Origin of the sequence: Nocardioides sp. YIM 152315 (assembly GCF_029210375.1) — a bacterium.
In the GTDB taxonomy this organism is placed as follows: domain Bacteria; phylum Actinomycetota; class Actinomycetes; order Propionibacteriales; family Nocardioidaceae; genus Nocardioides.
The window spans coordinates 51,596-74,571 of record NZ_JARGER010000034.1; the positions used below are offsets into that span (position 1 = coordinate 51,596).

22 protein-coding genes are annotated in these 22,976 nt (G+C 72.2%); 17 read left to right on the plus strand and 5 right to left on the minus strand.

The window, feature by feature from the left end; translation table 11 throughout:
- The first annotated feature begins 66 nt into the window (after positions 1-66).
- Genes PZ894_RS11115 through PZ894_RS11135 form a run of 5 tightly spaced genes read left to right on the plus strand, consistent with a single transcriptional unit; the run spans position 67 to position 5,247 of the window.
- Positions 67-1,251, plus strand: a complete 1,185-nt coding sequence (locus PZ894_RS11115; protein WP_275744751.1) for an acyl-CoA dehydrogenase family protein — start codon at positions 67-69, stop codon at positions 1,249-1,251.
- 11 nt (positions 1,252-1,262) lie between these two features.
- The gene (locus tag PZ894_RS11120; RefSeq protein WP_275744753.1) at positions 1,263-2,189 is read left to right on the plus strand and encodes a VOC family protein; all 927 of its coding nucleotides are present in this window, start codon (positions 1,263-1,265) and stop codon (positions 2,187-2,189) included.
- A gap of 2 nt (positions 2,190-2,191) precedes the next feature.
- The gene (locus tag PZ894_RS11125) at positions 2,192-3,646 is read left to right on the plus strand and encodes an FAD-dependent oxidoreductase (RefSeq protein ID WP_275744755.1); all 1,455 of its coding nucleotides are present in this window, start codon (positions 2,192-2,194) and stop codon (positions 3,644-3,646) included.
- Positions 3,647-3,670: 24 nt separating this feature from the next.
- A complete protein-coding gene (locus PZ894_RS11130; RefSeq protein WP_275744757.1) occupies positions 3,671-4,447 on the plus strand; it encodes an SDR family oxidoreductase in 777 nt (258 codons plus the stop codon).
- A 26-nt stretch (positions 4,448-4,473) separates the two neighbouring features.
- Positions 4,474-5,247 (plus strand): SDR family oxidoreductase, encoded by a 774-nt coding sequence (locus tag PZ894_RS11135; protein WP_275744758.1) that lies wholly within the window; start codon positions 4,474-4,476, stop codon positions 5,245-5,247.
- 15 nt (positions 5,248-5,262) lie between these two features.
- Here the strand turns inward: PZ894_RS11135 and PZ894_RS11140 are convergent, their stop codons facing one another.
- On the minus strand, positions 5,263-6,186 hold the full coding sequence (locus tag PZ894_RS11140) for a 3-oxoacyl-ACP reductase (RefSeq protein WP_275744761.1): 924 nt from the start codon (positions 6,184-6,186) through the stop codon (positions 5,263-5,265).
- A gap of 152 nt (positions 6,187-6,338) precedes the next feature.
- On the opposite strand from PZ894_RS11140, the gene PZ894_RS11145 reads away from it, so the two are divergent.
- From PZ894_RS11145 to PZ894_RS11160, 4 genes are read left to right on the plus strand one after another with little or no spacing between them, the layout of a single operon-like run.
- Positions 6,339-7,499 carry a steroid 3-ketoacyl-CoA thiolase gene (locus PZ894_RS11145; RefSeq protein WP_275744763.1) on the plus strand — a complete coding sequence of 387 codons (1,161 nt, stop codon included), beginning with the start codon at positions 6,339-6,341 and terminating at the stop codon, positions 7,497-7,499.
- A 1-nt stretch (position 7,500) separates the two neighbouring features.
- Complete coding sequence (locus PZ894_RS11150; RefSeq protein WP_275744764.1) at positions 7,501-9,714, plus strand: acyl-CoA dehydrogenase; 2,214 nt, start codon at positions 7,501-7,503, stop codon at positions 9,712-9,714.
- A gap of 9 nt (positions 9,715-9,723) precedes the next feature.
- Positions 9,724-10,596 carry a MaoC/PaaZ C-terminal domain-containing protein gene (locus tag PZ894_RS11155; RefSeq protein ID WP_275744765.1) on the plus strand — a complete coding sequence of 291 codons (873 nt, stop codon included), beginning with the start codon at positions 9,724-9,726 and terminating at the stop codon, positions 10,594-10,596.
- Positions 10,593-11,210, plus strand: a complete 618-nt coding sequence (locus PZ894_RS11160) for a PaaI family thioesterase (RefSeq protein WP_275744767.1) — start codon at positions 10,593-10,595, stop codon at positions 11,208-11,210. Before PZ894_RS11155 ends, PZ894_RS11160 begins: the two co-directional genes overlap by 4 nt.
- 58 nt (positions 11,211-11,268) lie before the next feature.
- On the opposite strand, the gene PZ894_RS11165 is transcribed toward PZ894_RS11160, so the two are convergent.
- Entirely contained in the window at positions 11,269-12,765 is a 1,497-nt protein-coding gene (locus tag PZ894_RS11165; protein WP_275744768.1) for an FAD-dependent oxidoreductase, read from the minus strand.
- A gap of 169 nt (positions 12,766-12,934) precedes the next feature.
- Here PZ894_RS11165 and PZ894_RS11170 point away from each other — a divergent pair, with 169 nt between their 5' ends.
- The gene (locus tag PZ894_RS11170) at positions 12,935-13,528 is read left to right on the plus strand and encodes a TetR family transcriptional regulator (protein WP_275744770.1); all 594 of its coding nucleotides are present in this window, start codon (positions 12,935-12,937) and stop codon (positions 13,526-13,528) included.
- Between the two features lie 37 nt (positions 13,529-13,565).
- Here PZ894_RS11170 and PZ894_RS11175 read toward each other — a convergent pair whose 3' ends face one another.
- Positions 13,566-15,215 carry a class I adenylate-forming enzyme family protein gene (locus PZ894_RS11175; protein WP_275744772.1) on the minus strand — a complete coding sequence of 550 codons (1,650 nt, stop codon included), beginning with the start codon at positions 15,213-15,215 and terminating at the stop codon, positions 13,566-13,568.
- A gap of 267 nt (positions 15,216-15,482) precedes the next feature.
- Between PZ894_RS11175 and PZ894_RS11180 the strand changes: the two genes are divergently transcribed.
- The 4 genes from PZ894_RS11180 (at position 15,483) to PZ894_RS11195 (ending at position 20,732) form a co-directional block, all read left to right on the plus strand.
- Positions 15,483-16,805: a glycosyltransferase family 2 protein gene (locus PZ894_RS11180; RefSeq protein ID WP_275744773.1), complete on the plus strand. Its 1,323-nt coding sequence runs from the start codon at positions 15,483-15,485 to the stop codon at positions 16,803-16,805.
- Complete coding sequence (locus tag PZ894_RS11185; RefSeq protein WP_275744775.1) at positions 16,802-17,314, plus strand: hypothetical protein; 513 nt, start codon at positions 16,802-16,804, stop codon at positions 17,312-17,314. The genes PZ894_RS11180 and PZ894_RS11185 overlap by 4 nt, the downstream gene beginning before the upstream one ends.
- A complete protein-coding gene (locus PZ894_RS11190) occupies positions 17,314-18,279 on the plus strand; it encodes a hypothetical protein (RefSeq protein WP_275744777.1) in 966 nt (321 codons plus the stop codon). Before PZ894_RS11185 ends, PZ894_RS11190 begins: the two co-directional genes overlap by 1 nt.
- A 68-nt stretch (positions 18,280-18,347) precedes the next feature.
- Positions 18,348-20,732, plus strand: a complete 2,385-nt coding sequence (locus tag PZ894_RS11195) for an arylsulfatase (RefSeq protein ID WP_275744778.1) — start codon at positions 18,348-18,350, stop codon at positions 20,730-20,732.
- Between the two features lie 23 nt (positions 20,733-20,755).
- Here the strand turns inward: PZ894_RS11195 and PZ894_RS11200 are convergent, their stop codons facing one another.
- Both PZ894_RS11200 and PZ894_RS11205 read right to left on the minus strand, forming a co-directional pair.
- Positions 20,756-21,187 (minus strand): DUF6069 family protein, encoded by a 432-nt coding sequence (locus tag PZ894_RS11200; protein ID WP_275744779.1) that lies wholly within the window; start codon positions 21,185-21,187, stop codon positions 20,756-20,758.
- 124 nt (positions 21,188-21,311) lie between these two features.
- The gene (locus PZ894_RS11205) at positions 21,312-21,653 is read right to left on the minus strand and encodes a DUF2200 domain-containing protein (RefSeq protein WP_275744780.1); all 342 of its coding nucleotides are present in this window, start codon (positions 21,651-21,653) and stop codon (positions 21,312-21,314) included.
- Between the two features lie 41 nt (positions 21,654-21,694).
- On the opposite strand from PZ894_RS11205, the gene PZ894_RS11210 reads away from it, so the two are divergent.
- From PZ894_RS11210 to PZ894_RS11220, 3 genes are all read left to right on the plus strand, one after another.
- Positions 21,695-22,036, plus strand: coding sequence for a DUF1801 domain-containing protein (locus tag PZ894_RS11210; protein ID WP_275744781.1), 342 nt, complete (start codon positions 21,695-21,697; stop codon positions 22,034-22,036).
- A 70-nt stretch (positions 22,037-22,106) separates the two neighbouring features.
- Entirely contained in the window at positions 22,107-22,328 is a 222-nt protein-coding gene (locus PZ894_RS11215) for a hypothetical protein (RefSeq protein ID WP_275744782.1), read from the plus strand.
- Positions 22,329-22,337: 9 nt separating this feature from the next.
- Entirely contained in the window at positions 22,338-22,916 is a 579-nt protein-coding gene (locus PZ894_RS11220; protein WP_275744783.1) for a TetR/AcrR family transcriptional regulator, read from the plus strand.
- Positions 22,917-22,976 lie beyond the last annotated feature (60 nt).

A 22,976-nucleotide genomic window follows, 5' to 3' on the forward strand; every position in this document is an offset into this window, starting at 1 on the left:
GGAACCTCCCGGCGCCGGTGTCGCGTCCGGTGCCACGGTGGGGCCCACGCTGTTTCAGGAGGCCCTATGACCAACCCCGTCCTCGCGGCCGTCGAGGAGCGAGCCGAGGAGATCGCCGCGCACGCGGAGTCCAACGAGCGACTCGGCCGGCTCGACGACGCCGCGGCCAAGCTGCTGCGCGAGACCGGTGTGATGCGGATGCTGCAACCGGCCCGGTACGGAGGCGCCGAGGCGCACCCGCGAGACTTCGCCGAGACCGTGATGCGGATCGCCTCGCTCGACGGCTCCACCGGTTGGGTCGCCGGCATCGTCGGCGTGCACCCGTGGGAGATGGCGATGTGCGACCCCCAGGTGCAGGAGGAGATCTGGGGTGAGGACCAGGACACCTGGATCGCCTCGCCGTACGCGCCGATGGGCATCCTGCGTCCGGTCGACGGCGGCTACATCTTCAACGGACGCTGGCAGTTCTCCTCCGGCACCGACCACTGCCAGTGGATCTTCCTCGGCGCCTTCATGGGCGACGCCGAGGGCAACCGGGTGATGCCGCCGCAGAACTACCACGTGATCCTGCCGCGTTCGGACTACACGATCGTGGAGGACACCTGGGACGTCGTCGGTCTGCGGGGCACCGGGTCCAAGGACATCGTCGTCGAGAATGCCTTCATCCCCGAGAACCGGGTGGTGGCGTTCGCCAAGTTCCTCGACGGCTCCCAGCCGCGCGAGGCGGGGCTGACCAACCCGACCTACCACATCCCGTTCACCACGGCCTTCCCGCTCGGAATCACCAGCGCGGTCGTCGGCATCGCGGAGGGCGCGCTCGCTGCGCACCTGGCCTACCAGAAGACACGGGTGCAGGTCACCGGCACCAAGATCACCGACGACCCGTACGTGCTGTCGGCCGTCGGCGCCGCTGCGGAGGAGATCAAGGCCTCGCGCACGGCGATGCTCGACAACGTCAGCCGCTTCTACGACGCCGCCGAGGCCGGCCGCGAGGTCACCTTCGCCGAGCGCGCCGCCTCCCGGCGTACCCAGGTCGCCGCTGCCTGGCGCGCGGTGCGCGCCATGGACGAGGTCGTGGCCCGATCGGGTGGCAACGGCCTGCGGATGGACAACCCGATCCAGCGGTTCTGGCGCGACGGCCATATGGGCCTGGCCCACGCCATCCACGTGCCCGGTCCGGTCTTCCATGTGTCGACGCTGACCGACATCGACATCACGCCCCCGCCCGGACCCCTGCTCTCGATGATCTGAGGAGACTCCACATGACCGACATCAAGGGACTCGGCTACCTCCGCGTCCAGACGACCGACGTGCCACGCTGGCGCGAGCTCACCGTCGAGGCGCTCGGTCTCGCCGAGTCGACCGGGCCGGTCGACGGCGGGCTCTACCTGCGCATGGACGAGCGCGCCGCCCGCCTCGCCGTGCTCCCGGGTGGGAGCGACCGGGTGCTCTCGGTGGGCTGGGAGGTCCGCGACCAGTTCGCGCTGGCCCGGGTCGGTCGCGCGGTCGAGGCCGCGGGGTTCGGGGTCAAGGAGCTCACCGTCGAGGAGTGCGATGACCGTCGCGTCGAGGCGGGGATCGGCTTCGAGGACCCGGCCGGCACGCCGGTGGAGGTCTTCTTCGGACCGGTGCTCGACCACGACCCCGTGCTGACTCGGTGGGCGCAGGGCTTCGTCACCGGCGCGCAGGGCATGGGCCACGTGGTGCTGCCCACGACCGCGATGGAGGAGACGGTCTCCTTCTACACCGAGGTGCTCGGCTTCCTGCCGCGCGGCGCGATCCGCGTCGGCCCGACCCCACCGCCGGGTCAGCAGCAGTCGCGGGTGCGCTTCATGGGTGTCAACCAGCGCCACCACAGCCTCGCGATCTGCCCGGCCCCGCACGGCGAGGAGCCCGGCGTGGTGCACCTGATGGTGGAGGTCGACTCGCTCGACGCCGTGGGTCGCGCGCTCGACGAGATCAACCGGCGCGGCTTCTCGGTCTCCTCGACCCTCGGTCGGCACACCAACGACAAGATGGTCTCGTTCTACGTGCGGGCCCCCGGCGGCTGGGACCTGGAGTACGGCTACGACGGCATGCTCGTCGACGAGACCTCCTATACCGCCGAGGAGATCACCGCGGACTCCTACTGGGGCCACGACTGGTCCGGGTCGGAGCCGCTCGCGGCATTCAGCCCGCCGCAACGCTGAGGATGGAGGGGTCGGCGACCCACTGCGACGTCCTCGTGGTGGGCTTCGGGTGTGCCGGCGCCACCGCGGCCATCGAGGCCGCGGAGGCCGGCGCGTCCGTGGTGGTGCTCGAGCGGGCGGGCGCGCCCGGCGGGTCCTCGGCGCTCTCGGGCGGCGAGCTCTACCTCGGCGGCGGGACGGCCGTGCAGCGAGCGTGCGGCTTCGCGGACTCGGCGGACGCGATGCACGCCTTCCTGGCGGCCGCGCTCGGCCCGCACGCCGACGAGGAGAAGCTGCGCCTCTACTGCGACGGGTCGGTCGAGCACTTCGACTGGCTGGTCGGGCACGGCGTCACCTTCAAGCCGACGCTCTACGACAAACCGACCTGGATGCCGCACACCGACGACGGCCTGATGTGGCTGGGGGAGAACAGCTGGCCGTTCACCACCATGGCCGACCCGGCTCCGCGCGGGCACCGGGGGCCGGCGCCGTACTACGCGGGCAAGGTCCTGATGGACGCCCTGGTCGCCGCGGCGTCCGCCGCCGGCGCGGTCACCCACACCGACACCCGGGCCACCGGCCTGGTCGTCGAGGACGGCGTGGTCGTGGGCGTCTCGGCCCGGCGCTTCGGCGCGGACGTCGACTACCGCGCCGCCCGCGGCGTGGTGCTCACGACCGGCGGCTTCGTCGACAACGAGGCGATGCTCGCCGAGCACGCGCCGTCCCTCCTCGGCCACGGCAAGGTCAGCGACGGGCTCGACGACGGCAGCGGGATCGCGATGGCGCTCCGGGTCGGCGCGGCCACCCGACGCATGCACGCCCACGAGACGGCACTCACCTACCTGCCGGCCCTCGCCGTGCGGGGACTGGTGGTCGACGGGCTGGGGCAGCGCTTCGTCAACGAGGACAGCTATCCCGGCATCGTCAGCCACGCCGCCGTCGCGCACCGGCCCGCGCCGTACTGGGTGATCGTCGACCAGGAGGGCTTCGACGAGGTGTCGGAGCGGGAGCGCTGGGGAGTCCGGCCGACATGCGCCGCCGAGGACCTCGACGAGCTCGGCGCCGAGCTGCGGATGCCCGAGGGCGCGCTCGCCGCGACCGTCGCGGCGTACAACCGCGACGCCGAGCGCGGCGAGGACAGCTGGTTCCACAAGGACCGACGCTGGCTGCGTCCGCTGCGGGCGCCGTACGCCGCCATCGACGTCGCCGCCGGCTTCCACCCCGGCGACCGGGAGAGCGGGGCGAACGGCAACGGCGTCGCCGGCTTCACGCTCGGGGGCCTGCACACCACTCCGGACGGCGGGGTGCTGGCCTGGTCGGGCGCGCCGGTGCCCGGCCTCTACGCCGCCGGTCGGTCCACCTCGGGGATCCACGGCGACGGCTACATCAGCGGGACCTCGCTCGGCGACGGCACCTTCTTCGGTCGCCGCGCCGGCCGCAGCGCAGCGGAGTCCCGTCGCGCCGCGTCCCACACCTGACCCGACCCGTCCCCAGGAGGATCCATGTCCCGTCTCGTCGTCGTCACCGGTGCCGCATCCGGGATCGGTGCCGCCGTCCGCCGCCTGCTGGAGGAGCGCGGTGACCGCGTGCTGGGCGTCGACCTGGAGGGCACGGAGGTCATCGCCGATCTCGCCACGGCGGCGGGCCGCGACGCCGCCGTCGCCGCGGTGCTGGAGCAGTCCGGGGGAGCGGTCGACGGCGTCGTCACCTGCGCGGGGCTGTCGGGCGTGGCGCCGGCGCTGCCGCACGTCAACTTCTTCGGGACGACCGAGCTGGTGGCCGGGCTGCGCGGGGCACTGTCCGCGTCGCGGGCCCCGCGGGTGGTGGTGATCGGCTCGATCTCCGCAACCCAGCCGGTGGACCAGCCGCTCGTCGACGCGCTGTTGGCCGCCGACGTCGCGGCTGTCACCGCTGCGACCGCGGCGGCGCTCGCCGACCGCCGGCCCCAGCAGCTCTACCCGTCCTCGAAGTCGGCGCTCGCGCAGTGGGCGAGGCGCACCGCAGTCTCCGCGGGCTGGGCCGACGCCGGCATCCCCGTCAACGTCGTCGCCCCGGGCGTGGTGCTCACCCCGATGAGCGAGGCGCTGTTCGGCGACCCGCGGATGAAGAAGGTGATGGACGCCGCGGTCCCGATGCCGCTGCACGGCTACTCGGCTCCCGAGGACGTCGCGCGGGTCATCGGCTTCCTGCTCTCCCCGGAGACGACGCACGTCACCGGCCAGGTGCTGTACGTCGACGGCGGGGCCGAGGCCACGCTCCGGGGATCGACCCACTTCTGATCGAGCCGACCACGCAGGAGGACGACATGAGCAACCGAGACCGGCCGCTGGCCGGGCGCGTCGCGCTGGTGACCGGCGCCGCGCAGGGCGTGGGACGAGGCATCGCCCTGGCGCTCGCGCGCGAGGGCGTCGCGATCGCCGCGCTCGGCCGCACCGTCTCCACCTTGGAGGAGGCCTGCGTCGAGATCCGGGCCCGCGGGGTGGACGCAGAGGCGTTCGCCTGCGACGTCGCCGACCTGGAGGCGGTGCCGGGCGTCGTCGACGCTGTCGCGCATCGCTTCGGCCGGCTGGACATCCTGGTCAACAACGCCTGGGCCGGAGCCCACGGCCCGCTCCTCGAGCTCAGCGACCGGGCGTTCCAGAAGGGCTTCCGCACCGGACCGTTCGCGGCGTTCGCCTTCATGAGGGCCGCCCATCCACACCTCAAGGCCAGTGGCGACGGCTCGATCGTCAACCTGGTCACCTCGGCGATGGTGCGGTGGGACCCCACGACGTACGGCGCCTATGCGGCCGCGAAGCAGGCGCTGCGCTCGCTGTCGCGGACGGCGGCCGTGGAATGGGCCCGTGACGGGATCCGGGTGAACTCGATCGCGCCCCACGCGCTCTCCCCGGGCCTGGCGTGGTGGACCGAGGAGAACCCCGAGGAGGCCGCCGAGTTCGTCGCCACCATCCCGATGCGGCGGATCGGCGACTGCGAGCAGGACATCGGCCGCGCCGTCGTCGCGCTCGTCGGGCCCGACCTGCGCTACCTGACCGGCGCGACGGTGCCCCTCGACGGGGGCCAGGCGTTCTTCGGGTGACCGAACCACCCGTGGTCAGCGCGCGATGTTCTGCACCCCGGTGGTGTCCAGCTCCGCGACGGAGTAGGCAGCGAAGTTCTGGGTCGGCGCGCGGTCGGCGAAGTGCGCGACGAGCTGGTCGTCGAGCTCCTCGATCGTGAACGTCCCGGTGGGCGAGGTGAACTTCTTCTCGACCGTCGGGGGCGCCATCAGCGCGACCATGTCGCCGTACACGACGAAGACCTGGCCGTTGACGGTCGCGGCGCCCGGCGAGGCGAGCCACGACACGAACGTCGCGACGCGCTCGGGAGCGAGGATGTCGAGCTCGTTGGCGTGCGGGTCCACGTCGAAGACGTGCGCGGTCATCGCCGTGCGCGCGCGGGGACAGATCGCGTTGGCGGTGACGCCGTAGCGCGACAGCCCCTGCGCGGTCGAGAGGGTCAGCGCGGTGATCGCGGCCTTGGCGGCCGCGTAGTTCGGCTGGCCGGCGCCGCCGAAGAGGAAGGCCTCCGAGGAGGTGTTGACCACCCGGCCGAAGACCGGAGCACCAGCGGCCTTCGAGGCGTTGCGCCAGTGCACGGCGGCAGCCCGCGAGACCGCGGCGTGGCCCTTGAGGTGCACCCGGATCACGTCGTCCCACTGGCTCTCGGTGAGGTTGAACAGCATCGTGTCGCGGATGACGCCGGCGTTGTTGACGACGACGTCCAGGCTCCCGAAGCTGTCGACCGCCGTGGCGACCAGACGCTCACCCAGGTCCCACTCGGAGACGTCGCCGGCAACCGCGACGGCGCCGACGCCGAGCCGCTTGATCTCCGCGGCGACCTCCTCGGCCGCCGGGCCCACGTCGTTGACGACCACGTTGGCACCGGCGGCGGCGAGCGCGAGCGCCTCGGCACGGCCGAGCCCGGCCCCGGCGCCGGTGACGACCGCGGTACGGCCGGCGAGGTGGTGGTTGCTCATCTGGGCTCCTCAATCAGGGTTCAGGCGACGCCCGGACCCTAGGGTCCCCCGGGCCCACGGCCCGCTCGAGATCCGACTGGGTGGGACTCGCCGCCCGCCGTGGTGCCGCCGGTTGCCTAGCCTGCGGACGCACCCCGCTCGAAGGAGGACCCATGCCCGAGGCCGTCATCGTCGACGCCGTGCGCACCCCCGTGGGACGTAGGTACGGCGCACTCGCCGCACTGCACCCCGCCGAGCTGCTCGGCGTCGTCCAGACCGCGCTCCTCGAGCGCTCGGGGTTGGACCCCGCCGCCATCGGTCAGGTCGTCGGCGGGTGCGTGACCCAGGTGGGCGAGCAGTCCAACAACGTGACCCGCAACGCCTGGCTGCACGCCGGGCTGCCTTGGTCGACCGCCTGCACCACCATCGACTGCGCCTGCGGGTCCTCGCAGCAGGCGGTGCACCTGGTCGCGGGGTTGATCGCCTCCGGCGCGATCGACGCCGGCATCGGCTGCGGCGTCGAGGCGATGAGCCGGGTCTTCCTGGGTGCGGCGCTCGCGCCCGGCACCGGCCTGCCGACGCCGGACTCGTGGACCGTCGACTACCCCGACCAGTTCACCGCTGCGGAGCGGATCGCCGAGCGCCGCGGCATCAGTCGTGAGCAGGCCGACGTGCTCGGCCTCGCCTCCCAGCGCAAGGCGGCGCGGGCCTGGGCCGAGGGTCGCTTCGACGGCCAGGTCGTGCCGGTGACGGCGCCCGCGCTCGGCGACGACGGGCCTACCGGCGAGACGGTCGTGGTCAGCCGCGACCAGGGGCTGCGCGAGACCAGCGCGGAGGCGCTGGCCGGGCTCGAGCCCGTGCTGCGGGGCGGCATCCACACCGCCGGCAACTCCTCGCAGATCAGCGACGGCGCCGCCGCCGTACTCCTCATGAGCCGCGAGCGCGCGGAGGCCGAGGGCCTGCGCCCGCGCGCCCGCATCGTCGCCTCGGGCATGGTCGGGTCCGACCCTTACTACCACCTCGACGGCCCGGTCGAGGCGACCGCGCACGTGCTGCGCGCAGCCGGCATGAAGCTCGGCGACCTCGACCTGGTCGAGATCAACGAGGCGTTCGCCTCGGTGGTGCTGTCCTGGGCCCAGGTCCACGATGCCGACCTCGACAGGGTCAACGTCAACGGCGGGGCGATCGCCCTCGGCCACGCGGTCGGGTCCACCGGCGCGCGCCTGCTGACCCAGGCCGTCAACGAGCTCGAACGGCGTGACGCCTCGACCGCGCTGGTGACCATGTGCGCCGGCGGCGCCCACGCCACCGCCACCATCATCGAACGGATCTGAGATGCCCCGACCGACCAGCAGCGGCAGCCTCGCGATCGACCGCGACCACCTGGACCTGCGCGACTCCGTGCGCAAGCTTCTCGACCGGCACGTCACCGACACCGTCGTGCGCAACGCGGTCGAGGCGAAGCATGAGGAGCGACCGCCGTTCTGGGGGGCGCTCGCCGGCCAGGGCCTGCTCGCGCTGCACCTCCCGGAGGAGGTCGGCGGGGCGGGCTGCACCCTGCTGGAGACGGCCGTCGTCGTCGAGGAGCTGGGCCGGGCCATGACGCCCGGCCCGTTCCTGCCCACCGTGCTCGCGTCCGCGGTACTGCACCGCGCGGGCCACACCCGGCTGCTCGCGGGGCTGGCGGACGGTGCGTCGACCGCCGCCGTCGCACTCGAGTCCGGCACCCTCGTCGGAACTCGCGGCGGCGACGGCGCGCTCGATGTCTCCGGGACGAGCGCTCCGGCCCTGGGCGCCCAGGTCGCGGACGTGTTCGTGCTGCCCGTCGACCTCGACGGCGACCTGACCTGGGTGGTCCTGCGTCGCGACGACGTCGAGACCGAAAAGCGGCCCAGCCACGACCTGACCCGTCGGCTCTCCCCGGTGCGGGTGCGCGCGAGCGTCACCGCCACCGACGTGCTCGCCCTCGACCCCCGGCTGCCGCTCGACCTCGCCGCGACGCTGTTCGCGGCCGAGGCATCGGGTCTCGCGGACTGGGCTACCTGGACCGCGGCCGAGCACGCCCGCGTCCGCGAGCAGTTCGGCCGGCCCATCGGGCAGTTCCAGGGCGTCAAGCACCGCACCGCCTGGAGCCTGGCCGTCTCCGAGCAGGCACGGGTCTGCGCCTGGGACGCCGCGCGTGCCCAGGACCCCGCGGTCGACCCGCAGGAGGCAGCGCTCGCGGCCGCGGTCGCCGGCGCGATCTCCGTGGACGCCGGCTTCCGCGCCGCCAAGGACTGCCTCAACACCCTGGGAGGCATCGGCTTCACCTGGGAGCACGACGCCCACCTCTACCTGCGCCGCGCCCAGACTCTCCGACTGCTGCTGGGGCCGGCCAACGCCTGGCAGCGGCGCGTCGCCGAGCTCACGCTCGCCGGTGCGCACCGCGAGCTCGGCATCGAGCTGCCCCGGGAGGCCGACCGGATCCGGGGCGAGGTGCGTGCCGAGCTGTCTCGCGCGGGCGCGCTCGAGGGCGCCGAGCAACAGCGCTTTCTGGCCGACCACGGGTACACCGCCCCGCACCTTCCCCGCCCGTGGGGGAAGGGCGCCGACGCGGTCACCCAGCTCGTGATCGCCGAGGAGCTGCGCGCCGCCGGGCTGACCCCGCACGACATGATCATCGGCAACTGGGTGGTGCCGACGCTCATCGAGCACGGTGACGACCACCAGCGGCAGCGCTTCGTGCCGGCGAGCCTGGCCGGAGACCTGGTCTGGTGCCAGCTCTTCAGCGAGCCGGGCGCCGGCTCGGACCTCGCCGGCCTGTCCACCCGCGCCGAGAGGGTCGACGGCGGCTGGCGGATCAACGGGCAGAAGGTGTGGACGTCGGGTGCCCGGGACGCTGACCTCGGCATCCTGCTCGCCCGCACGAACGCCGACGCGCCCAAGCACCGCGGCCTCTCCTACTTCCTGCTCGACATGTCCACCGAGGGCATCGACGTCCGACCGCTGCGCGAGCTGACGGGGGAGGCGCTCTTCAACGAGGTCTTCCTCGACGACGTGTTCATCCCCGACGACATGCTCGTCGGACAGCCCGGCGACGGCTGGAAGCTGGCGCGCACGACGCTCGCCAACGAGCGCGTCGCGCTGTCCAGCGACTCCCCGGCCCTCGGCAGCGGACCCGCGACCCTGCTCGGGCTCGTCGCGGACGACCCGGCGCCGGACGCGCACCGGCTGGCCGAGCTCGGCAGGATCCTCGGCGACGCCCACGCCGGCGGGCTCTTCGCCCTGCGCACCGCCATCCGTCAGGTCGCCGGCGTACAGCCCGGGGCGGAGTCGAGCGTCGCCAAGCTGCTCGGCGTCGCCCACATCCAGGAGGTGTGGGAGACCGCGATGGCATGGCAGGGCGCCGCGGCGCTGGACGGGGCACCGCAGCGTCGTACGCCGACCTGGTCCTTCCTCTCCAGCCGCAGCCTCTCCATCGCCGGTGGCACCACCGACGTCCAGCTCAACATCATCGGCGAGCGCATCCTCGGGCTGCCCCGCGACACCGAGCCCACCGCGAAGGCCTGAGGAGACGACATGCCGATCGACCGCGACGCCGCGCTGGGCGCCGACCCGTCCGTGCGCGAGGTCGGCTGGACCCGCCGCGACGTGCTGCTCTACCACCTCTCCCTGGGCGCCGGCCGACAGGCCGACACCGACCCCGAGCTGGCGTGGACCTACGAGCGAGACCTGCAGGTGCTGCCGACGTTCGCGGCCGTGGCCGGCCAGGGCGTCTCGGCCGGTGACCTGCCGGCGCCCGGCCTGAACCTGCCGGGCATCGACATCGACCTGCGCCGGATCCTGCACGGCGGGCAGGCGCACACCGTCCACCGTCCGCTGCCCGCGTCGGGAAGAGCGCGCATCGCCACGCGTGTCGCGGAGCTCTGGGACAAGGGCAAGGCGGCCGTGATCGTCCTGGAGGCGACCGCGACCGCACCCGACGACGAGCCCCTGTGGACCTCCCGCATGCAGATCTGGGCTCGCGGCGAGGGTGGCTTCGGCGGAGACCCCGGGCCAGAGCAGCCGGCGCACCGGCCGGAGCGCGCACCGGACGCGGTGCTCGAGTCGGCCACGACGCCGGGTCAGGCGCTCCTCTACCGGCTCAACGGCGACCTCAACCCTCTGCACGCCGACCCTGCGTTCGCCGCGGCCGCCGGCTTCGACCGGCCGATCCTGCACGGGCTGGCGACCTACGGCACGGTCGCGAAGGCACTGGTCGACCACGTGCTCGACGGCGACGCGGCCCGGCTGGAGTCGATCGCGGTCCGCTTCGCCGGCGTCGTCGTCCCGGGCGAGACGATCCGCACCTCGCTGTGGCGCGACGGCGACCGGATCGACTTCGTCGCGACCTGCCCCGAGCGCGACGACGCACCGGTGCTCACGCATGCGACCGCCCGGGTGCGCGGATGACCGAGCGCCCCACCCTGACCGCGACCCCCAACAACGTGGGCGTGGACGCCGCCGTCGCGGCCGCCCGGCGCGTCATCGCCGCGCTCCTGCACGCCGGCGACGGCTCGACCGCCGAGATGACCGACGTGGCCGCCCGGCTGACCGAGGTCGCCGAGCACCTCGAGGAGCACGCCCCGACCTGCGACGAGCGGCTGGTCGACATGTGGGCCGGCGAGGGAGTCACCCGCCACGACCCGGTCACGGGGCCGGAGAACGCCGTGGCCCCGCCCCTGCCGCTGCGCGGACTCCCCGACGGATCGATCGAGGGCACGGTCACGCTCGGGCTGCCCTACCAAGGCCCGCCGGGCTGCGTGCACGGCGGCATCTCCGCCCTGCTCCTCGACCACACGCTCGGCGTCGCCAACCACTGGGCCGGTGACTCCGGCATGACCGGCACCCTCGCGGTGCGCTACCACCGGCCGACGCCGCTCTTCGCCGAGCTGACCGTCCGCGGTCGTCAGGTCTCCGTGGACGGCAGGAAGATCCGCACGACCGGCGAGATCGTGGCGAACGGCGAGGTGTGCGTCTCGGCCGACGGGCTCTTCGTCAACAAGCACCTGCCCCGCCCGCGCTGATCGTCCGGCGGGCTGGGGAGGGGGAGCGGCGGACGGCGGTGAGCTCGGCTGCCGGCCCTCAGGGCGCCAGGTCCTCGACGGCACGCATCGCGAACGCCATCGCCGTCCCGATCGGGGCGCCCGGGCCGGGATAGACCCGCCCGGTCAGCGAGGCGCTCGCGTTGCCGACGGCGTAGAGGCCAGCCAGCGGCCGGCCCTCCTCGTCGAGCACCCGGCCCTCGGTGTCGGTCAGCAGGCCGCCCTTGGTGCCGAGGTCGGAGAGCACCAGCCGGGCGGCCGTGAACGGCGGCCGCTCGACCGGCAGGAGCGCCGGGTCGGCGAAGTAGCGGTCGTACTCGTCGCGCCCGCGACCGAAGTCGACGTCCTCGCCGGCCGCGACCAGCGCGTTGAACCGGGCGACGGTGGCGAGCAGGTCGTCGGCGGGCACCTCGAGCCGGTCGGCGAGCTCGCGCAGCGAGTCGGCGCGCACCCACGTGCCGGCAGCGAGGTGCTCCTCGGCCGTGCCGCCCGGCAGCGAGATGGCCGGCAACCGGGCGTCGGAGCGCGCGTCGAACACCAGGTAGGAGGGGACCCGGGCGGGGTCGGCGGCCATCTGTCGACCGAACTGGTCGTAGGGCAGCGACTCGTTGGCGTAGCGGCGGCCCCGCCCGTCGACGACCACGCCGCCCCGGAGGCCGAGGGTGAAGGACGCGCTCCCGTCGGGCATCGCGACACCCGGGCACCACCAGGCCTCGTCGAGCAGGCCGGTGGCGGCGCCGAGCCGCACCGCGGCGTCGATCGCGGCGCCGGTGTTCGTGCCCGCCGGGGCCATCGTCCAGTCCGCGGCACCCGGTACGCCGTGGCGCGCGCGGGCGGCGGCGTTGCGCTCGAACCCGCCGGACCCGAGCACCACGCCGAGGCGCGCGGCGTACCGCCGTCGCTCACCGCCGACGACGGCCTCGACTCCGCCCACTCGCCCGCCGGCCCGCACGAGAGTGTCGACGTCCGCCCCGGTGACGACGTCTGCCAGGCCGGTGCGGTGCAGCGCGAGCAGGAGCCGCCCGACGAGCGCGCGGCCCTGGGTCAGGGGGCCGTCCGGGTGCCCGAGCCCCGCACGGTCGCGGTCGACCGAGGGGCGCACCAGGTCGGCGAGGCGGCCGATCTCGTCCCGGGGGAGGTCACACGGCACGAACGACCGGCCGCGGGGGACGCGCCCCGGCCGGTCGAAGTAGTCCGGGAACGGACGCCACTCGAACCGCAGGGCGGGATCCTCCTCCAGCGCGGCCACGACTCGCGGCGCCGTGGCGAGGAACGCCTCGCGGCGTTCGGCCTCGTGGTCACCGAGCAACGACGTCAGGTAGGTGCGGGCGGACTCGGTGGAGTCGGCGACGCCGGCGCGCTGCTGCACCTGACTGCCCGGGAGCCAGCACGCGGCTCCGGAGTAGGCGGAGGTGCCGCCGAGCAGCGCCGACTTCTCGAGCACGGCGGTCCGCAGGCCGGCACGTGCGGCCAGCACGGCCGCGGTCAGGGCTCCCGCTCCGGATCCCACGACCAGCACGTCGTACTCGTTCGTCATCTGCTCCTCCTGCGTCCGTGGCGGTGGTGGCGGTGGTGGTGGCGGCGGTGACGCCAGCCCATCGCAACCGGCCCCGCGAGCGGGCGCGTCATCCCACTGACCGGTAGCGTGAGGAAGGCCACCCGAGTCGGCACTGGGAGAATGGCCGCAGTCGACCCGAGGAGCAGCGTTGCCACGAGTAGCCGAGGACCGACCGGCGGCCGAGCCGTCGTCGCCGGACCAGAAGGAGCGCTACCGGCGGATCCTGCGCGCCGCCGCGGGCCATGGCGCAGCCAAGGGGCTCGAACGGGTGCAGATGCTCGACGTCGCCCGCGACGCCGGGGTCGCCATCGCCACGCTCTACCGCTACTTCCCGTCCAAAACCCATCTGTTCACCGCGCTGATGCGTGCGCAGGTGGAGCAGCTGGCGGATCTCTCCGTGCAGCCGGTGCCGGGTGAGTCGGCGGACGAGGGGATCGCCCGACTGCTGGTGCGGGCCGGTCGCGACCTGCTGCGCACCCCATTGCTGGCGCACGCGATGATGCAGTCCAACAACGCGACCGTCGCCCAGACCCCCAGTGCCGGCGTGACGCAGGCGTTCCTCGACCTCATGCTCGAAGCGGGCGGCATCGCGGACCCGACCGCGCACGACCTCCGACTGCTCCGGCTGCTCGAGCAGGCGTGGTACGGCATCCTGATCAGCACGCTCAACGGTCACATCAGCCTGGCGCAGATGGACGACGACACCCAGCTGATGTGCCGGCTGCTGCTGCGCGATCGCTAGTGCCGCAGCGCCGTCGATCAGGAGCGCGGGTCCCGGCTCACGGCTCGATCTCGCGACGGATGACCTTGCCGGTCGCGTTGCGGGGGAGCGGCGTGCTGGCGAAGCGCCAGTGGGTCGGCACCTTGAAGTAGGCGAGCCCTGAGGCCGCGTGCTCGCGCAGTCGCTCCTCGAGCGTGTCGAGCTGGGCGCCGGTCGCCGGCACGACCACTGCCCCGACCTCCTGCCCGAGGTCGGTGTGATCCACGCCGAGGACGATGCACTCCGCGACCTCCGGATGGTCGGCCAGCACGCCCTCGACCTCGGCGGGGTAGACGTTCTCGCCGCCCCGGATGATCAGGTCCGAACGACGGCTGCTGAGGCTGATCCGGCCCTGGTCGTCGAGCGTGCCGAGGTCACCGGTGTGCAGCCAGCGGTCCGCCCGGATCGCAGCGGTGGTGGCCAGCTCGTCCTCCCAGTAGCCCAGCATGTTGTAGGCGCTGCGCACGCAGATCTCGCCCTCGACGCCGGCGGGGAGTGGCCGGCCGTCGGGGTCGCGCACCTCGAGCTCGACGCCGATGATCGGGCGACCCAGCGTGCCGGGCGCCTCCGCGAGGTCCATCGGAGTCGCCACCGCCACGCCCGTGCACGACTCGGTCAGGCCGTAGCTGTCCACGAGCGAGGACGCGAACGGCAGCCGGGTGCGCAGCTTCTCCTTCAGCTGGGGCGAGGACGGCGCCGAGGCGAGCGCGAACGCCGTCAGCGACGAGGTGTCGTAGGTCGAGAGGTCGGCGTCCAACAGGCGCGTCGCCATGGTCGGCACGGCACCCCAGTTGGTGACCCGCTCCCGCTCGACCAGGCGCATGATCGGGTCCACCCGGAAGGACCCGAGATGGAGCGCAACCTTGCTGCCCGTGGCGAGGCGGGGCACGGCGAGGTTGTGCAGGCTCCCGATGTGGAAGAGCGGCATGACGAGCAGGTACGTGCGCTCGCGCGGGTCGGTCGGGTCACCGAAGGCCGCCAGGAGTGCGTCGCTCATCCGGTGGAACTCGACCACCGACAGCAGGTTGCGGTGCGAGTGCACTGCGCCCTTCGGGCGTCCGGAGGTGCCCGAGGTGTAGAGGATCACCGCCGGGTCGTCCTCGGCGACCTCGGCGGAGGGCAGCGCGGCGCCGGGATGCGCGACGGCGAGGCGGCGTACCTCGTCGAGGCCGAGCACCGGCACGTCCACGCCCACCTCCTCGAGCAGCGCGCGCCGCTTGTCGTCGGCGACGACCACGACCGGTCGGGCGTGCTCGAGGCCGTAGCTGAGCTCGCGGGCAGACCACCACGCGTTGAAGCCGACCGCGACGGCGCCGATCGACGTCGCCGCCCAGAAGGCCACGATCCACTCCGGGGTGTTGGCCGCCGCGAGCGCCACCCGATCGCCGGGGCGTACGCCGTGCTGCTCGCGCAGCGCGTGCGCCAGCGAGGAGACCATCGCGGCGTGCTCGGCGAACGAGATCCGCTCCTCCAGCGTCGCGATGTAGGTGCGGTCGCCGTGCTCGACGGACTCGGCGAGCAGCTGGTGCAGGGCCCGGCGGCGGTGGGCGAACAGCGTCGTCGGTGCACCCAGGACGGACTCCCGGACCAGCTCGAAGGCGGCTCCCGGAGCGGTCAGGTCGGCCACGATCCGCTGGGCCGCGAGGCGGGGGTCGGTCTGGGCGGTCATGCGCGCTCCTCGGGCAGTCGGGGACGGACCGGGGCCAGTGTGGAGACCGGTGACGGACCCCACACGGACCGTACCGCTGAGCGGGACCGAGGGCGCCTCGAAGCGCTGTCCCGGTCACCGACACCCCCGGGGGAGGGTGGGGGCCCGGTCACCCCATGCTCGGGACTCCGCACGGCCGGCACGTGCCCGGCAGCAGATCCCCGGGAGCCGGCGACCCAGGGTCTACCATGCTGCAAGACCCGGCACGGCCGGCCGGAGGAGGTCGTGATGCCCTCGGACAGCGCGGACTGGTTCGTCCAGATCCTGGTCTTCGTGCTGGTCGCCTACCCGATCGTCGGGGGCCTGGCGTTCATCGTGTCGAGCTTCTACTACCACGTGTTCTCGGAGCGGGGCGATCGTCCGCGGTACCTGCAGCACGGTGAGCCGTTCGTCTCGATCCTCGTCCCCGCGCACAACGAGGAGGACTCGATCGCGAGCACGGTGCACTACCTGGAGCACCAGCTCAACTACCCGGCCGACAGGTACGAGATCATCGTCATCGACGACGCATCCACCGACCGAACGGCCGAGATCCTCCTCGCGCTGCAGGACGAGTACCCCCACCTGCGCGTCATCACCATTGCCGCCAACCGCGGCAAGGCCCACGGCTTCAACGTCGCCCTCGCCTACGCCAAGGGCGCCTTCCTGCTGTCGAACGACGCCGACACCAAGCCCAACCCGGACGCCCTCTGGCAGTACATGAGCTACTTCGAGCGCGAGGGCGGTCAGAACGTCGGCGCCGTCACCGGCAACATGCTCGCCGCCAACCGCACGACGCTGACCGCCCAGGCCCAGCAGAACGAGCTGAACTCGATCATCGGACTCATCAAGCGCTCCCAGATGTCGTACGGCGCCCTCTTCGCCTTCTCCGGCGCCAACACCATGTATCGGAAGCAGGCCGTGCTCGACGTCGGAGGCTGGCACGCCGAGCAGCCGACCGAGGACATCGCGATCGCCTGGGACATGCAGACAGCGGGCTGGCGGGCCCTGTTCGCCCCCCGGATTCGCTTCTTCCTGGACGTGCCCGAGCGCCTGAAGGCGCTGATCCGGCAGCGCCGGCGCTGGTCGTCCGGCGGCATCTACGTCCTGCTGACCAAGGGACCCAGGCTGCTGCGCAACCCCGTTCGCAACTTCCGGATGATGCCGGTGATCGCCGACTACGGCCTCAGCGTGGTCTGGAGCTTCCTCTACTGGATCAGCATGGCCCTGTTCCTGCTCACCCAGCTCTACTGTGCGATGACCCAGAGCTGGGAGCGGTTCTGGCACAACTGGTACATGGTCGGCATCTTCGTCGCCATCGAGATGGTCGTCGGCCTCGTGCAGCTGACCACGGCGTCGTACTACAACGACGGTGGCAGGACGCTGAAGTACGTCGTCTTCGCGCCGTGGTACATGCTCGTCTACTGGATGGTCAACACCTGGACGGTCGTCCGCGAGTTCGTCCCGACCCTGCGCAAGGTGTGGTCGCGACGCGACGGTGGCTCCTGGACGTCGCCGGAGCGCTCCGACAGCCTCCAGGGCATCCGCGAGGGCCACCGGGGGCACGCATGACGACCCACCCGCCGCCGTACGTTGTGCACCACGTGGAGGAGGGGGACGTCACCGTCGACTGGTTCTTCGGTCGCCGCCGCTTCCGCGACAAGTTCGTGCAGCTCGTCCTGGTCCTGCTCGGCTGGGTCTTCGTGGTGCTGCCGGTCGTGATCACGGCGTCGGCCCTCCTGCACCGCGGTGACGCCGACACCGGCTGGTGGGGCTATCACGAGGGCTTCGTGATGTGGGACGTGACGGTGATCATCCTGGGCATCCTGACCGGGTTCTTCATCGTGGGCTTCCTCGCGCTCCACCTCGTCGATCGGGTCGCCGCGACGCGACGCGACCGGCGGAAGACCTACGACGAGGAGCGACTGGCCGAGCGGCTGGAGGTCGCCGCCGACTGGTACGCCGGTAAGTTCGGTCCCGAGGCCCTCCGCCTCCAGCAGCGGAGGGTCGAGATCGAGCCCTACGGCGACATCGAGACCTACGAGCTGCGCAACCTCCACCGCAGGTTCGGAGTCGGCTGATGCCCCTGTCGCCCGCGGACCACGAGCTCGTCGCGGACATGAAGCAGCGCGCGCTCCACCTCAAGTCCCGACAGCGTGCCGCCGACCGCATCCTCTACGAGCTGCGCCGCTTCCGCGTGATCCTGCTGGCGCTGGCCGCCGTCGTGGTCGCGGCCGCGGTCACCGGCTTCGCCACCCTCGTGCAGAGCACGCTGCCGGACCGGCCGGGCTCGTGGCGCCAAGCGCTCGTCGTCGCGGTGATCGGTGCCTGGCTCGGCGTGCACCTGGGACAGAGCCTGCTGCGCACGGACCGGGGTCGACGCCTGCTCGACGGCAAGGAGGGACGGTTGCGGCAGAAGTACAGCGGGGACCTGCACTCGGGTCGACGCTGGCTGCAGTTCTACTACCAGGGGGAGGACATCTCGGCCTACGTCCCGCAGGTCCTGTACTTCATCGAGGGAGAGCGGCGCTTCGACTCCGTCGACGCCGCGCTCGCCTTCGCGAAGGACAGCCGCCGCGAGAGCCACGCCTTCGCGGCGCGAGCACTGGAGACGTTCAACGAGGTCGCGGCCCGGACGAACACCCTGGTCGTCGCGAGCACCGACGAGACCGGTCGGCCTTCGAGTCGGATCATGCGCTTCGTCAGGTCCGAGCGACCCGGCGTGTGGTTCGTGACGGCGGCGCCGGACGGGCCCAAGGTCCACGAGTTCGACCTCGGGCGGATCGCGCTGGTGACCCAACCGACGGAGTCCGGCGCGACGATCAGCAGCAACCGCGTCCGGATCGAGAGGGCGGGCGTGCCCTTCGGCGCCGTGGCCGGGCTGTATCGCGCGCAGGTGCCCGGCTATGCGGACGGCATGACGGAGACCGAGCAGCAACGCGAGCTGGTCTACGAGCTGACCCTGCAATCCGCGCGGGTCGAGACCTGGCTGGATCACGAGGTGGTCGAGTTCTGCGCACCCGAGGTCCGTGGAACCGACCGCTGAGCCGCCGCCTCCCACCCGCTGACGGGGGGTCTGGAACCACCCGCTCCGGGGGTCTGATGGGTCGACCCATGAGCTGGAGGTTTGCGATGAGCCCGGACCGTCACGCCCGCACGATGCTGCCGATCCCGGACCGTCCGGCGACCGGCCTCACGACGTACGACGCGAAGGACCCTGCCACGGCGTACCCGCCGATCGAGCCGCTGCTGCCGCCGCCCGGCGCCCCCCACGTGCTGGTCGTGCTGCTCGACGACGTCGGGTTCGGGGCGTCGAGCGCGTTCGGCGGCCCGTGCCGGACGCCGACCGCCGAGCGCCTGGCCGCGGGTGGGCTGCGCTACAACCGCTTCCACACCACCGCACTGTGCGCGCCCACGCGGCAGGCGCTGCTGACCGGCCGTAACCACCACTCGGTGGGCATGGGCAGCATCACCGAGACCGCGACGTCGGCGCCGGGCAACAGTTCGCTCCGCCCGAACACGAAGGCGCCGTTGCCGATGACGCTGAAGCTCAACGGCTACTCGACGGCGCAGTTCGGCAAGTGCCACGAGGTGCCGGTGTGGCAGACCTCGCCGATGGGGCCGTTCGACGCCTGGCCGTCCGGGGGCGGCGGGTTCGAGACCTTCTACGGCTTCATCGGCGGCGAGAACAACCAGTGGGACCCGGCGCTGTACGACGGGACCACGCCGGTCGACCCTCCCGCCACCGAGGAGGAGGGCTATCACCTCACCGAGGACCTCGCCGACCGCGCGGTCTCCTGGATGCGGCAACAGAAGGCACTGATGCCGGACCGGCCGTTCTTCGTCTACTTCGCACCGGGGGCCACCCATGCGCCGCACCACGTCCCGAAGGAGTGGATCGAGAAGTACGCCGGGGCCTTCGACGATGGGTGGGACGTGCAGCGGGAGCGCACCTTCGCCCGTCAGAAGGAGCTCGGCGTCGTCCCGCCTGACGCGGAGCTGACGGCCCGGCACGACGAGATCCCTGCCTGGGACGACATGCCCGAGGAGCTGAAGCCGGTCCTGGCCCGGCAGATGGAGGTCTACGCCGGCTTCCTCGAGCACACCGACCACCACGTCGGTCGGCTGATCGACGCGTTGTCGGACCTGGAGGTTCTCGACGACACGATCGTCTACTACATCGTCGGCGACAACGGAGCCTCGGCCGAGGGCACGGTCAACGGTGCGTTCAACGAGATGGCCAACTTCAACGGCATGGCCGCGCTCGAGACGCCGGAGTTCATGCTGAGCAAGATGGCCGAGTTCGGCTCGCCGACGTCGTACAACCACTACGCCGTCGGGTGGGCGTGGGCGATGAACACCCCGCTGCAGTGGACCAAGCAGGTCGCCTCGCACTGGGGTGGCACCCGCAACGGCACCATCGTGCACTGGCCCAGCGGCATCGCCGATCGAGGTGGGCTCCGCAGCCAGTTCACCCACGTGATCGACGTGGCGCCCACGATCCTCGAGGCCGCGGGGATCCCGGAGCCGGCCTCGGTCAACGGCGTGCAGCAGTCGCCGATGGAGGGCACCAGCATGCTCTACACCTTCGCGGACCGCTCGGCACCGGAACGGCACGACCTGCAGTACTTCGAGATGTTCGCCAACCGGGGCATCTACCACCGAGGCTGGAGCGCGGTCACCAAGCACCGCACGCCGTGGGTGATGGTCGGCGGTGACCTCCCCGCGTTCGACGACGACGTCTGGGAGCTCTACGACGGCGACAGCGACTTCAGCCAGGCGCGCGACCTGGCGCGGCAACATCCCGACAAGCTGCGCGACCTGCAACGGCTGTGGCTGATCGAGGCCACGAAGTACAACGTCCTCCCGATGGACGACCGCACGTCCGAGCGGCTCGAGCCGGAGATGGCCGGCAGGCCGACGCTCATCCGCGGACGCTCCCAGCTCTTCTTCCCCGGCATGGGACGGTTGTCCGAGAACAGCGTCGTCAGCATCAAGAACAAGTCGTTCTCCGTCACCGCCGACGTCGACGTGCCGGGCGACCAGGTCGAGGGCGTGATCATCGCCCAGGGCGGGCGCTTCGGCGGCTCGACGGTGTACTTCACCAAGGGGCACGCCCGCTTCGCCTACAACCTGCTCGGCATCCAGCTGTTCACCGTGGAGGCGGATCGGTCCGTCCCGGCCGGCCGCCACCAGGTGCGGATGGAGTTCGCGTACGACGGCGGAGGGCTGGGCAAGGGCGGTGCCGTGACCCTGTTCTACGACGGCGACGAGGTGGGCTCGGGTCGGGTGGACGCGACGCAGCCGATGGTCTTCTCCGCCGACGAGACGACCGACATCGGCTACGAGTCGGGGACGACCGTCAGCCCCGACTACACCTCTCGGGCCTCTCGCTTCACCGGCAGGCTGCACTGGGTACAGCTCGACCTGGGCGGCGACGACCACGACCACTACATCGACCCGGACGAGCGTCTCCGCGTCGCGATGTCCCGGCAGTAGCCGTCGCCGCTCGCCGGCGCACCTCAGCGCGTGCGGGCGAGCCGGTGGGCCAGGGTCGGCACGACGATCGCCGCGGCGACGGTGTGCAGCGCGATCAGGGTGGCCGCGGAGGCCGTGTCGAAGCCGAAGGTGAGGTCGGGGACGAACGACAACGCGGTCAGCGTGACCGCCGTCCGCACGAACGTGGACCGCGGCCGACGCGCCCTGCGCGCCATCGCGGCGGCGAGGCCGACGCCGAGGAGGGAGAGGATCAGTGTCATCTGCACGAAGCCGGCGATCGGGATGCTCTCGCCGCTGCTGTCGGCGAACGAGACTCCGGCGGCCGACGCGACCGCCGCCAGGGCGGTTGTCGCGACCGACGCGACGACGGATGCGGCGACGCCGTGCTTCCAGAGCGGCTGCCGCTCGTCGGTGGGTGCGGTGGTGACGTGGGTGGTGACGTGGGTGGTGGACATGTCGATCTCCGTTTCCTGGGCGGATCACCCGGTGTGATCCGCTTCCACCCACTCCACGAACGGGCGGGACCGGATTCGACAGGAGGTGCCGAATCTCCTCCGACCCTGCTGACGGGCTGGGCGATCAGGCCCGGAGGATCTTCTCCATCGCCTTGCCCCGGGCGAGCTCGTCGACCAGCTTGTCGAGGTAGCGGATCTGCTGCATCAGCGGGTCGTCGATGTCCTCGACCCGCACCCCGCACACGACACCCGTGATCAGCGAAGCGTTCGGGTTGAGCCGCGCGTCGGCGAAGAAGTCCTCGAACGTGGTGCCGGAGGCGAGGTGGCGATCCAGCGCGTCCTGGTCGAAGCCGGTGAGCCACCGGATGACCTGGTCCAGCTCGGCCTGGGTGCGCCCCTTCCTCTCCGCCTTCGTCACGTAGTGCGGGTAGACCGAGGCGACGCTCATCGTGAACACCCGGTGCATGTGCCGAGGGTAGTGCGTGGTGTCGGAGTAGGGTCCGGTCCGTGAGCGATGACTGGCGGAGCGAGACGGCCGACAAGCTGCGGTCCCTGATCCTGACGGCCGACACCGACATGGTCGAGGAGGCCAAGTGGCGCAAGCCGTCGAACCCCGACGGGGTTCCGACGTTCTCCTGTGCCGGCCTGGTCTGCACCCTTGAGACCTACAAGGACAAGGTGAAGCTCACCTTCGCCCGCGGTGCGTCGTTGCCGGACCCGGCGGGGCTGTTCAACGCCAGCCTGGACGCGGGGACCCGGCGGGCGATCGACCTGCGCGCGGGCGAGATGCCCGACGAGGACGCGTTCGTCGAGCTCGTGCGGGACGCGGTCGCCCACAACCGGTCCTGAGACGTCGCGCCGGCTCCCTCGGAACGGGAACTGGCGCGGCTCGTCGCGGCTCGTCACCCACTGCAGCTCGGTGAAGTCCTCGACGGCGAAGCCGACGCCGAACCTGCCCCATCCGCTGTCCTTCGTGCCGCCGAAGGGCATCTGCGGCTCGTCATTGACCGTCTGGTCGTTGACGTGCACGATGCCGACGTTGAGCCGGCGCGCCACCTCCATGCCCCGGGCGGCGTCGGCGCTACCCGTTCTGATCGGTGGACTCCTCGGGGGGTTGCGGGCCGAAGAGAACGTGTTCTAGATTGGACAGGTGTCCAGTCAGGTGTCCGCGCTCCCGCGACGGGGGTTGAACGCCCGCCAGGCCGAGACCGTCGAGCGGCTGATGGCCGCGGGTCTCGACGAGTTGCGGGCGGTGGGGCACGAGGCGCTCACCGTGCGGACGGTGGCCCAGCGGGCGGGCGTCTCGCCGGCGACGGCGTACACCTACCTCGCCTCGAAGAACCACCTCTTCGCGGAGCTCTTCTGGCGATTCCTGGCGGAGGACGAGCACGAGCCGGAGGGCAGCGGTGTCGTCGAGCGCGTCCAGTCGGTGACCCGCCACCTGGCGCGCCGGCTCGCGGACGCGCCGGAGCTCGCGGCCGCCGTGACGCCGGCCCTGCTCGGCCGCGACCCCGATGTCGAGCGGCTGCGGCTGCGGATCGGTGCCGAGCTCGTCGAGCGGTTCCGCGCGGCGCTCGGGCCGGACGCCGACCCGGTCGTCGTCGAAACGGTGGCGCTGGCGTTCTCCGGCGCGCTGCTGCAGGGCGGGATGGGCCTGATGACGTACACGGAGATGGGAGAGCGGCTCGACGACGTCGTCGCGGTGATCATGAGGGGCCATCCGACATGAACACCCCACGGAGCTGCGGGCTTCCCCCGCTTCGCTCCTCCAGCCCCCACTTCCGCGGGG